Genomic DNA, 11,293 nt, shown 5'->3' on the forward strand with positions numbered 1-11,293 from the left:
TTTTCGGCGCGCTTTTAGGCTTTGAGCGAGCACCGCGCGTTGATTGAGCAAGCCCGCCGCTTGGCGGAGCGAGCGAACACCGAATTTTACGCTCGCATCGAATCGACGGCTGAGGCGATGCTGGAGGTGGCGTTAAAAGCGGCCGAACGCATTCTCGGCGCCGCGCTTGAGGGCGATCGAAACGCTTTTTTGCCGCTCGTGCACCAAGCATTGCAGGAAGTGCGCCAGCAAACGGAAGTGGCCGTTTATGTGCATCCGCACGGCTACGAAATCGTGGCAGAACAAAAAGAGCTGCTGAAATCTGTGTTTCCGCATCGCGTTGATCTATTCATCTACCCGGATGATGCGCTTCCTGAATATGGCTGTGTCGTGGAGACGCCGTTTGGGCGCATCGAGGCGGGCGTCGATGTACAGCTTGAGCGGCTGCGCGAGGCGCTCTACCGGCGATTGAAGGAGGGGGCGTTTTCTGAACTGGCAGGCGCTTCTTGATGAAATAGACGCTGTCGACTTGTATAAACGGTTTGGCAAAGTGTCGCGCGTCATCGGCTTGATGATGGAATCGAAAGGACCGAAAAGCTCGATTGGCGATCTTTGTTACATCCATGAACAGAGCGGATGCCGGAAAATTCCCGCCGAAGTCGTCGGCTTTCATGAACAGCACGTCTTGCTTATGCCGTTTTCCGCCATGTCTCATATCGCTCCCGGCTGCCTTGTCGAAGCGACCGGCCGGCCGCTTGAAGTGCACGTCGGCGATGCGCTCATTGGCATGGTTCTTGATCCGCTCGGCCAACCGCTTGACGGGAGCCCGTTGCCGCCCGGGCTGAAGCCGGTGTCGGTCGAACGCGATCCGCCCAATCCGCTCGTTCGGCCGCCGATTGTCGAACCGCTTGAAGTCGGCATCCGCGTCATCGACAGCCTGCTTGCCGTCGGCAAGGGGCAACGCGTCGGCATTTTTGCCGGCTCGGGCGTCGGCAAAAGCACGCTCATGGGAATGATCGCCCGCCATACGTCGGCTGATGTGAACGTCATCGCCTTAATCGGCGAGCGTGGCCGCGAAGTGCGCGAGTTTTTAGAGCGCGACCTTGGCCCGGACGGCTTGGCCCGCTCGGTCGTCGTCGTCGCCACGTCCGACCAGCCGGCGCTGATGCGCGTCAAAGGCGCCTATACGGCAACGGCGATCGCCGAATATTTCCGCGACCAAGGGGCGGATGTCATGCTCATGATGGACTCGGTCACCCGCGTCGCTATGGCGCAACGGGAGATTGGCCTTGCCGTCGGTGAGCCGCCGACGACGAAAGGCTATACGCCATCGGTCTTCGCCCTCCTGCCAAAGTTGCTTGAACGGGCTGGAACGAACGCTTCCGGCACGATCACCGCGTTTTATACGGTGCTTGTTGACGGCGATGACATGAATGAGCCGATCGCTGATGCGGTGCGCGGCATTTTGGATGGCCATTTTGTGTTGGAACGCCAGCTGGCGAACAAAGGGCATTACCCGGCGATTAACGTGCTCAAAAGCGTCAGCCGCGTCATGCCCCACATGATCAGCGCAGAGCACCGCGAAGCGGCAAACCGGTTCCGCCGCCTTCTGTCCACTTATATCGATTCGGAGGATTTGATTCAAATCGGGGCGTACAAACGGGGGTCGTCCCAAGAAATTGATGAGGCGATCGAATTTTATCCGCAAATGATGGCGTTTTGCCGCCAAAACATCGATGAAAAAACGACGCGCGCCGAAAGCATTGATGCCCTGTTGCGCTTGTTGTCGGTTCGGTGAGAAATCGCGCGCCATGTTCAGACGATGAAAGGGTGAACAAATGTGACGCCGACGTTTCGGCTGCAAAAAGTGCTGGCGATGAAAGAAAAAGAAAAAGAAAAGGCGCTTGGCGAATACGAGGAGGCGGTCCGCCGGTTTGAGCAGGCAGCCGAAACGCTTTACCGCCTGCTCAAGGAAAAAGAAGAATGCGCGGCGGCTCGGGATGAACAGCTTCAAGCCGGCCTGTCCGTTGGAGACATTCGCCTTAGGCTGCAATATATGGCGAATTTAGAGCGGATGATCGACCATTATCAGCTTGTCGTCATGCAGGCGCGCGAGCAGATGCAGCGCCGGCAACAGCGTTTGATGGAATTGAATATCGAAGTGAAAAAATACGAAAAAATGCGCGAGCGCATTAAGCGGTGGGCCGAGCAGCTTGAGAGGGAAGCGGAACGCCGCCTGCTCGATGAAATGGCGGTTCAACGTTTTGCAAGGCAAGGAGAGGTATAGATGGCGGAGAGCAAAGTTGAACAGGAAATGCAGGCGAGTTGGTGGCAATGGCTGTTGTTTGTCATTGTCATTCCGAGTGCGTTTGCTGCCTCCTTTCTGTTGTTGATTTTAAACATTGCCGGCGTTGATGTGGCCAAGGCGGCAAAGCAGTGGACAATAAAGGCGCCGTTTGTCTCCGAGTGGATCAACTGGAGCAAAAGGGAGAAAGCTTTGCAAAAAACGATTGAAGCTCAGCAGCAGACGATCAACCAGCAAAAACGAACGATCGCCGACCAACAAAAGCAAATCAAGCAGTTGAAAAACGAATTGGCGGCAAAGGAAAAGGAAATCGCCCAGCTGTCTGCGCCAAGCGGGAAAACGGACGCTCAGGCTGAGCCTGTTGACGAGCCGGCCTTGACGGAAGAAGATGTCGTCGGCATGTATGACGCCATGTCGGAAAAACAGGCGGCGGCTATTTTAGCGGAACTGCCTGAGAGCGAAGCGCTCCGTGTACTGAGCCAGATTGACGGCGACAAAGCGGCAGCCATTTTGGAACAAATGCCGGCTGGGCAGGCGGCGAAACTGTTGGCATCGTTAAGCAAAAGGGCGATGGGGAAGGAGGCGGCCGAATGAAAGTAACGATCACAGCAAACGCGCCGCTATCGGCAGGCGCTATGGCGGTGAAAAAAGAGGCGGAAAACGCAAACGTGTTTGCGGCGTTGCTTGCGCACAAGCAACAAGAGTTATTGCCCGCTGGGGCAGAGACTAGCTTGTTTCAAGAGGAGTCGAACAAAAACAAAGAGCCAGATTGGCAAAATGGCGGAATGGAAACGGGCGCAGCCGGACAACCATCTTCAGCGGAAAAGAAGCCGGCGCAAATCGAATCATTGTGGCTTGCCCCTTCCATCGTGGCTGCTTGGGCTGTTGCTCCAATTTCGGCAGCTGCAGGCGCGCCGCTTTTGGCGGCGGATCAGCAGGCGGAAGGGAAAACGAGTGATCATTGGACATTTCCGTTTGTCGGTGCGATGAATGGTGAAGAAACGATTGCCGCTCAGCCGGCGGCCGATGAAGCGGGATTTGAACGTGCGTTCATAACCGACGGACGGAAAAGTGGTCATATCGATGCTGAATCTTTTTCGCCTTCCAGCGGAAAAACAGGGATGTTTCCACCGCTCCTGAGCGACGGCGACCAGCGTCCATTCCATGAGCAGGGAGGCAACAGGCCGGTTGTCGCGCTGCCTAACGGAGCTTCTTCCGTCCGTCCGGCTGGCGAAAAAGACGTTTCGCTGTCAAAAAGGGGGGACAAGGGGCATGGCGGCGAGGCCGCTCCTTCATTCACCACTCCTCCTGCGCTTTTATCACCCTCCTCTTCATCTGTCGGGCTGATCGGCGAGATGCCGGCGTCAGCTGGCGGAAGCGTCGCTGATCAAGTCGCCCACGCGCTAAGGTCGGCGCGGTGGATGAAGTTGCCAAACGGTGTCATGCAGCTTGTCATCCGTCTGCATCCGGAACATCTCGGGACGGTGACGGTGAAAATGACAGAGGAAGGTGGAAAGCTCGCCGCCAAGCTGCTCGTGGCGAACGACGCGGTGAAAGAGTTGCTCTACGCTCATTTGCCGCAGCTTGCTCAGCAGCTTGATGCGAGTTCCATCACGGTCGAAAAATGGACCGTTTGGTCGGATTATGACCGCTCCGCTATGCCGCCGTATTCCGGGAACCGCCAAGGAGGACAGCAGCAGGGCGAATCGCGGCAAAAACAAAAGCGGGAGCCATCATCTTCCTTCCCGTTTGCGCTAGACGGGATCGAAGCTGACGCATAAGGGGGAAAAGAACGAGGATGACAACGAATGCGATTGATGGAAGCTTATGGCTGGCAAACGCGGTTCAGCCGGAACGGAAAACGGGCAATCAAATTTTAGGAAAAGACGACTTTCTCAAAATTTTGCTCGCTCAGCTAGAAAACCAAGACCCGCTCAATCCGATGGAAGATAAAGACTTTATCGCGCAAATGGCGAGCTTCTCCTCGCTTGAGCAAATGATGAACATCGCCAATTTGATGCAGCAATGGATGCAAGCGTCAAGCCGCGATGCGCTTTTGCGCTACAGCGAATGGATCGGCAAAACGGTGCACTGGCAAGACGGCGAGACGATGATGAGCGCCGTCGTTCAATCGGTCATGCAAAAAGACGGCCAAGTGACTCTTGGGCTTGATAACGGGACAACGATTGCCGCGGATGCGGTCGTGAAAGTCGAACAAAAAGGATAAAAGGGGAGAGGGAACCGATGCTTCGTTCCATGTATTCCGGAATCGGCGCCATGCGCAACTTTCAAACGAAGTTGGATGTCATCGGCAACAACATTGCCAATGTCAATACGTACGGGTTTAAAAAAGGACGAACGATTTTCAAAGATTTGATGAGCCAGACGATTTCTGGAGCAAGCGGGCCCAATGCCGGCCGCGGCGGGACGAATCCAAAGCAGGTCGGGCTCGGTTCGCAGCTTGCGGCGATCGACACCGTCCATACGCAAGGCAGCTTGCAAACGACCGGCCGTGTGCTCGATTTGGCCATTTCCGGCGACGGGTTTTTCATCGTCGGCGATGCGTCCGGCAACAATCGCATGTATACGAGAGCGGGGAATTTTTATCTCGATTCGCAAGGCTCTATTGTCAATGCCGATGGTCAATATTTACTTGGAACTGATTCGACTGGGAAAATCACGAGTTTGAAAATTCCTTCTAATGCGAAAAGTTTAAGCATCGGAGCCGATGGCACGGTCAACATCATCGATGCTTCTGGGAATTTACAGCTGATAGGCACGATTCAGCTGGCCAAATTTGCAAACAATGACGGATTAGAAAAAGCCGGCAACAACTTGTTCCGCGAAACGACCAACTCCGGCGCGCCAACGACAGGGGCGCCGGGAGCGAACGGAACAGGAACCATCGTCTCCGGCGCGCTTGAGATGTCCAACGTCGACCTTGCCGAGGAATTCACGGAGATGATCGTCGCCCAGCGCGGCTTCCAGGCGAATACGCGCATCATTACGACATCGGATGAAATTTTGCAAGAGCTTGTCAACTTGAAAAAATAGAATAGGAGGTAGGGCGTGAGCGGCGTCTTGCGCCTGCTGGCCGATGATTTCGTTAACGAAGCTCAACGGGAAACGGTTTGTGCTCAATGCGTTGTACATCGAACAAATTGAAGCGTTTCCTGATACGACCGTGACGCTGACGAACGGAAAAAAATTCGTCGTGCGCGAAACGGTCGAGCAAGTGGCTGCACGAGCGAGCGAATTTTACCGGCAGCTTGGTGTGTTTCGCTTACCGAAAGCAGGAGGATTGGACAGTGAAAGGGAATAAAGCAATCAAAACGATGATCATTGTGCTGGCGGTCATCGCCTTGGCCGGAACGGCGGCGCTTGTCGCGGTGATGAAGATGGGGCATGCGGAAAAACAAGGGGCGCCAAGCGCCGATGAACTAGCGGAACGATCGATCGACATTCCGGAAATGACCACCAATTTAGCGGACGGGCGTTATATTAAAATCTCATTTAAAATTGAAACAGACAGCGATCAAGGAAAAGAAGAGGCGGAGAAACGCGATTTTCAGATGAAAGACGTGATCATCGAGCAACTTTCGCAGATGAAAGCGGCCGACTTTAAAGGAAAAGAAGGGCTGACGGCGCTGAAAGAGCGGCTGAAGCGCGAGATCAACGGATTGATGCAAGAAGGGAGAGTGGAGAACGTCTACATTACCTCTTTTATCCTCCAGTAGCCCTGTCATTGGAAGGGGGGAAGATGAAATGACGGCCGGGGAAGTATTGTCGCAAAGCGAAATTGACGCGTTGCTCGCTGCGCTTTCTGCAGGGGAGATGAGCGCGGAGGAGCTGAAAAAAGAGGAGGAAGGCCGACGCGTCAAAACGTATGATTTCCGGCGGGCGCTCCGGTTTTCCAAAGATCAAATCCGCAGCCTGACGCGCATTCATGAGAATTTCGCCCGTCTGCTGACAACGTTTTTTTCCGCCCAGTTGCGCACATATGTGCAAATTTCGGTCGCATCGGCCGACCAAATTCCATACGAAGAATTTGTCCGCTCCATCCCAAAAATGACGATCATCAATGTCTTTGAGGTGCCGCCGCTTGGCGGGCATGTCCTTTTGGAAGTCAACCCGAACATCGCTTACGCCATGCTTGACCGGGTGATGGGCGGGCGCGGCGTCGGCATGGATAAAGTGGAGCATTTGACTGAGATTGAAACACGCATCATGTCCAATTTGTTTGACAAGGCGTTTGTCCATTGGCGCGACGCTTGGGAATCGGTGGCGGAAGTCGACCCGCTCTTTGTCGATTTTGAAGTCAATCCGCAGTTTTTGCGCATGATTGCGCCGAACGACACCGTCGTCGTCATTTCGCTCAACACGCAAATCGGCGAAGCGCGCGGCATGATGAATGTGTGCATTCCGCATGTCGTCTTGGAGCCGATTATGCCGCGGCTGTCGGTGCATTACTGGATGCAGGCGCAAAAAAAGGAGCGTTCCCCCGAGGAAGCGAAACGGATCGAACAGCGCATCCGCGCGGCAAAATTGCCGATTATCGCTGAACTGGGAACGGCGGTCATCACGGTCAATGAATTTCTTCAACTCGAGGCCGGCGACGTCATTCAGCTCGAGCAGTCGATTCATGAGCCGCTCGTGGTCAAAATCGGCCATATTCCAAAGTTTATCGGCCAGCCGGGGAAGCGGAACAAAAAGCTGGCGGTGCAAATTTTAGCGATGATCGAGGGGGACGAAGACGACCATGATGAATGATGGGATGTTGTCGCAAGATGAAATCGATGCTTTACTGCGCGGAATGGACAATAGCGATCACGTTCCGGCGCTCCACGATATTTTCACCCCGCTCGAGCAAGATGCCCTTGGGGAAATTGGCAATATTTCATTCGGCAGTTCGGCCACTGCACTGTCGATGTTATTGAACCAAAAGGTGGAAATTACGACGCCAAGCGTGTCCATGATCGAGCGCACAAGCGTCGCTGATGAATTTCCGCAGCCATATGTCGCCATCCAAGTCAACTATACGGAAGGGCTGCTCGGGACAAATTTGTTGGTCATTAAACAGAAAGACGCGGCGATTATCGCTGATTTAATGCTTGGCGGCGACGGAACGGCGGCCGATGGTCCGCTCGGAGAGATTCAGCTGAGCGCTGTTCAAGAAGCGATGAACCAAATGATGGGCTCAGCGGCGACGTCGATGTCGACCGTCTTTGGCAAGCGGGTTGATATTTCCCCGCCGACGCTCCACCTGCTTGATTTGGCGGAAGGAAAAGGGATGGAATATTTGCCGGACGAAGATTTTCTCATTAAAGTGTCATTTCGGCTGAAAATCGGCGAGTTGATCGACTCAAGCATTATGCAGCTGCTGCCGGTCGATTTCGCGAAAGAATTGGTTGCCCAATTGCTCGGCTCGCCGCTTGAGGAGCCGGGGGCTGCGGAAGTTAACCTCAAGTCGTCGGCGGACGCGCGGCCGTTTAGCGAGCCGCAGCCTGTTCCGACTTACGCTCAGGCGAACGGCGGTGCGGCCGTTTCAGAAGCGGCGAGCCGCTCGACGGATGAACCGTCGGCTGGGCGCGCGGACAAGGATAGGGATGGTGCAACCGCTCGGCATATTCAAACCGCCGATTTCGTCGAGTTCGATGCCCCGCCGCTTGCGGCAACGGAGGCGCGCAATTTGGAGCTGCTGTTTGATGTGCCGCTGCAGGTGACGGTTGAACTCGGACGGACGAAGCGATCGGTGCAGGAAATTTTGCAGCTGTCGACTGGATCGATCATTGAGCTCGATAAGCTGGCCGGCGAACCGGTCGACGTGTTTGTCAACAACAAGCTGATCGCGAAAGGAGAGGTTGTCGTCATCGATGAAAATTTCGGCGTCCGCATCACGGACATCATCAGCCAAAGCGATCGGCTAACACGGCTAAAATAAACAGGCGTTTGGGAGGTAAGGGGACATGGCAAGAGTGCTTGTCGTTGATGATGCGGCATTTATGCGCATGATGATTAAAGACATTTTGACAAAAAACGGACATGAAGTCGTCGCCGAAGCGGCCGATGGGCGGCAGGCGATCGAGAAATACAAGGAAACGCAGCCCGATGTAGTGACAATGGATATTACGATGCCGGAGATGGATGGGATTACGGCGCTCAAGGAAATTAAAAAAATCGACAGCAACGCCAAAGTCATTATGTGCTCCGCGATGGGGCAGCAGGCAATGGTGATTGATGCCATTCAAGCCGGGGCGAAAGATTTTGTGGTCAAGCCGTTCCAAGCGGACCGCGTCATCGAAGCGATCAACAAAACGATCGGGTGAGCGATCAGAGGTGGAAACTATGGCAATTTGGCGCTGGGCGGCCGTTTTGCTGGCAGCAGCCATCGCTTTGGGGCCGGTGCCGGCATTGGCCGCCCAAAGCCCGACGGTCGCCGACTGCCTGCAGCATCCCGATTCATGCGGGAAGTCAGCTCCTTCCGGGCAACAGACAAAACAGACAGCGAATCAAGCCGCTGATGCGGTTTCCGCTTTCGATGTGCTTCGGCTCATCGGCGCGACCGCCTTTGTTCTCTTCCTTCTTTATGCGCTGTTTCAATGGCTTTCCCGCCGTCAGTTGTTCGTTTCCGGCCAAAAAGGCGCCATTGAGCACCTTGGGGGAACAAGCGTCGGGGCGAACCGCTCTGTGCAGCTGATTAAAGTCGGCCGCCGGCTGCTCGTCATCGGCGTCGGCGATTCGATTCAGCTGCTTAAGGAAATTGAAGACGAAGATGAAATCCATGAGCTGTTAGCGCAGCATCGCGAACGGTTGGAACGGATGGCGAAGTTCGGCCGGCTTGGCTCCCTCCTTCGCGGTGAGTGGACGGCGAAATCAAAGCGGAAAAGCGGTTCGCTGTCATCGTTTTCGGCGCTGTTGGCTGAGGAGATGAAGCAAATGGCCGAAAAGCGAAACGAGTGGCTCAATCGGTTGAAGAAGAAAGGGACGGCGGGCGATGAGTGAATTTGTCCATATGTTTGATTCGATGGCTCCCGAGCACGTGTCGACAGCGGTGAAGCTTCTTCTGCTGCTCACCGTTTTGTCGATCGCTCCCGGCATTCTCATTATGATGACATGTTTTACGCGCATCGTCATCGTTTTGTCGTTTGTGCGCACGGCGCTCGGCACGCAGCAGATGCCGCCGAACCAAGTGCTCGTCGGGCTCGCGCTGTTTTTAACATTTTTCATTATGGCGCCAACCTGGAAAGAAATCAACGACCAGGCATTGCAGCCGCTGTTTGCCGACAAAATTGATTTGGAGGAGGCGTATGAACGGGCGGCTGTTCCGCTGAAGCAGTTTATGAGCCAATACACAAGGCAGGAAGATTTGGCGCTGTTTTTATCATACAGCGGCGCCAAACAGCCGAAAACGATCAACGACATCCCGATGACCGCGCTCGTGCCGGCGTTTGCCATCAGTGAGTTGAAAACGGCGTTTCAAATGGGCTTTATGATTTTTATTCCGTTTTTAGTCATCGACATGATCGTCGCCAGCGTCTTAATGTCGATGGGGATGATGATGCTGCCGCCTGTGATGATTTCGCTGCCGTTTAAAATTTTATTGTTTGTCCTTGTTGATGGCTGGCATTTGGTCGTCAAATCATTGTTGCAAAGTTTTCAATAAAGATAGGTGGCGTTTATGAGTGCCGATTTCATCATCCGCCTTGCTGAACAAGGCGTGTATATCGTGCTTGTCGTCTGCGGGCCGCTCTTGTTGTTGTCCCTTGCCGTCGGGCTTGTCGTCAGCATTTTTCAGGCGGCGACGCAAATTCAAGAGCAGACGCTCGCGTTTGTGCCGAAAATCGTCGCCGTCTTGCTTGGACTTGTGTTCTTTGGGCCGTGGATGCTCTCGAAAATGGTGTCGTACGCGCACGATATTTTCAACAATCTTGCTTCGTTTATAGGCTGATCGGCGATGGAACAAGTATGGACTTATTTTCCGGCGTTTTTGCTCGTCTTTGTCCGCGCTGCTTCGTTTTTCGCGGCGATGCCGTTGTTTTCCTACCGGACCGTGCCGGCTTCGTATAAAGCCGGATTGGCGTTTTTGTTCAGCTGGCTGTTGTTTTGGGCGATGCCCAAACCGGTGTTGGCGCTTGACGGCGTGTATGTATTGCTTGTCGTAAAAGAAGCGCTCGTCGGACTGGCGCTTGGGCTGCTGGCAGCGATCCTCATGGCGGCGGTGCAAGTCGCCGGCGGCTTGATCGATTTTCAAATCGGGTTTGCCATCGCCAACGTCATCGACCCGCAAACTGGAGCGCAAAGCCCGCTGCTTGGCGAGTATCTTCATTTGCTGGCGCTTTTGCTTTTGCTTATGCTTGACGGGCACCATTTGCTGCTTGACGGCATGTTTTACAGCTATCATTGGCTGCCGCTTGACCGCTTGCCGCACATTGCCGATGGGCCGGCGGTGGAGTACGTCGTGCGGGTGTTCGCTGCCATGTTTGCCGCCGCTGTGCAAATGGCCGCCCCGCTTGTCGGATCGCTCTTTTTAGTCGACGTGGCGCTTGGCATCATCGCCCGCGCGGTGCCGCAAATGAACATTTTCGCGGTCGGCTTTTCCGCCAAAACGGCGGCGGCGTTTTTGCTCCTGTTGGCGGCAGTCGGGGGAATATTGCTCGCGGCGCGCGGCGTATTTCACTTCATGTTTGCCTCGTTGCGCGAGTTGATGCGGCTGTTGGGAGGCGGATAAGATGGGCGAGTGGCGGCTCGATTTGCAATTTTTCGCTGGGGAAAAAACGGAAAAGGCGACGCCTCGCAAACGGCAAGAAGTGCGGGAAAAAGGACAGGTGGCCAAAAGCGGTGATGTCGTCTCCGCTTCCGTGCTGCTTGCTTCATTTCTTGCTTTGTCCTTGGCCGGGGCGTACGAGCGGGACGGTCTGCTGCGGTTGTTCGCCCGCGCCTTGTCCGATTATGCGTCCGCTTCGTTGACGGTTGACTCGCTTCATTTTCGGCGTCATTTTTGCCACATTG

17 protein-coding genes are annotated in these 11,293 nt (G+C 54.7%); all 17 read left to right on the plus strand.

The genetic code is table 11. The features are described from left to right. Positions 1–21: 21 nt before the first annotated feature. Positions 22–489 (plus strand): flagellar assembly protein FliH, encoded by a 468-nt coding sequence (fliH, locus tag T260_RS04120; RefSeq protein WP_023634333.1) that lies wholly within the window; start codon positions 22–24, stop codon positions 487–489. Continuing rightward, positions 467–1,777 (plus strand): flagellar protein export ATPase FliI, encoded by a 1,311-nt coding sequence (fliI, locus tag T260_RS125420; protein ID WP_081712628.1) that lies wholly within the window; start codon positions 467–469, stop codon positions 1,775–1,777. Before fliH ends, fliI begins: the two co-directional genes overlap by 23 nt. Before the next feature lie 42 nt (positions 1,778–1,819). After that, positions 1,820–2,266: a flagellar export protein FliJ gene (gene fliJ, locus T260_RS125415; RefSeq protein WP_011230723.1), complete on the plus strand. Its 447-nt coding sequence runs from the start codon at positions 1,820–1,822 to the stop codon at positions 2,264–2,266. Continuing rightward, positions 2,267–2,878, plus strand: coding sequence for a MotE family protein (locus T260_RS125410; RefSeq protein ID WP_015374410.1), 612 nt, complete (start codon positions 2,267–2,269; stop codon positions 2,876–2,878). After that, entirely contained in the window at positions 2,875–4,065 is a 1,191-nt protein-coding gene (locus T260_RS125405) for a flagellar hook-length control protein FliK (protein WP_011230725.1), read from the plus strand. The genes T260_RS125410 and T260_RS125405 overlap by 4 nt, the downstream gene beginning before the upstream one ends. Before the next feature lie 17 nt (positions 4,066–4,082). Further along, positions 4,083–4,511, plus strand: a complete 429-nt coding sequence (flgD, locus tag T260_RS125400; protein ID WP_011230726.1) for a flagellar hook assembly protein FlgD — start codon at positions 4,083–4,085, stop codon at positions 4,509–4,511. A gap of 17 nt (positions 4,512–4,528) precedes the next feature. Then, positions 4,529–5,338, plus strand: coding sequence for a flagellar basal body rod protein FlgG (flgG, locus tag T260_RS125395; protein ID WP_023634334.1), 810 nt, complete (start codon positions 4,529–4,531; stop codon positions 5,336–5,338). Positions 5,339–5,381: 43 nt separating this feature from the next. Beyond that, positions 5,382–5,606: a flagellar FlbD family protein gene (locus T260_RS125390; RefSeq protein WP_011230728.1), complete on the plus strand. Its 225-nt coding sequence runs from the start codon at positions 5,382–5,384 to the stop codon at positions 5,604–5,606. Continuing rightward, entirely contained in the window at positions 5,593–6,021 is a 429-nt protein-coding gene (fliL, locus tag T260_RS125385; RefSeq protein WP_011230729.1) for a flagellar basal body-associated protein FliL, read from the plus strand. The genes T260_RS125390 and fliL overlap by 14 nt, the downstream gene beginning before the upstream one ends. Positions 6,022–6,049: 28 nt before the next feature. Then, positions 6,050–7,054: a flagellar motor switch protein FliM gene (gene fliM, locus T260_RS125380; RefSeq protein WP_011230730.1), complete on the plus strand. Its 1,005-nt coding sequence runs from the start codon at positions 6,050–6,052 to the stop codon at positions 7,052–7,054. Then, positions 7,044–8,225: a flagellar motor switch phosphatase FliY gene (gene fliY, locus T260_RS125375; RefSeq protein WP_023634335.1), complete on the plus strand. Its 1,182-nt coding sequence runs from the start codon at positions 7,044–7,046 to the stop codon at positions 8,223–8,225. Before fliM ends, fliY begins: the two co-directional genes overlap by 11 nt. Before the next feature lie 25 nt (positions 8,226–8,250). Beyond that, positions 8,251–8,610: a response regulator gene (locus tag T260_RS125370; protein ID WP_011230732.1), complete on the plus strand. Its 360-nt coding sequence runs from the start codon at positions 8,251–8,253 to the stop codon at positions 8,608–8,610. 19 nt (positions 8,611–8,629) lie between these two features. Beyond that, positions 8,630–9,286, plus strand: coding sequence for a flagella biosynthesis regulatory protein FliZ (gene fliZ, locus T260_RS125365; protein WP_023634336.1), 657 nt, complete (start codon positions 8,630–8,632; stop codon positions 9,284–9,286). After that, positions 9,279–9,947, plus strand: a complete 669-nt coding sequence (fliP, locus tag T260_RS125360) for a flagellar type III secretion system pore protein FliP (protein WP_011230734.1) — start codon at positions 9,279–9,281, stop codon at positions 9,945–9,947. The genes fliZ and fliP overlap by 8 nt, the downstream gene beginning before the upstream one ends. A 15-nt stretch (positions 9,948–9,962) precedes the next feature. Next, the gene (gene fliQ / locus T260_RS125355) at positions 9,963–10,232 is read left to right on the plus strand and encodes a flagellar biosynthesis protein FliQ (protein WP_011230735.1); all 270 of its coding nucleotides are present in this window, start codon (positions 9,963–9,965) and stop codon (positions 10,230–10,232) included. Positions 10,233–10,238: 6 nt separating this feature from the next. Further along, positions 10,239–11,012 (plus strand): flagellar biosynthetic protein FliR, encoded by a 774-nt coding sequence (gene fliR, locus T260_RS125350; RefSeq protein ID WP_023634337.1) that lies wholly within the window; start codon positions 10,239–10,241, stop codon positions 11,010–11,012. Position 11,013: 1 nt separating this feature from the next. Continuing rightward, positions 11,014–11,293 (plus strand): EscU/YscU/HrcU family type III secretion system export apparatus switch protein (locus T260_RS125345; protein ID WP_023634338.1); only part of this gene is annotated, 280 nt, incomplete at its 3' end.

This window comes from Geobacillus thermopakistaniensis (genome assembly GCF_000498995.1).
GTDB lineage: Bacteria > Bacillota > Bacilli > Bacillales > Anoxybacillaceae > Geobacillus > Geobacillus thermoleovorans.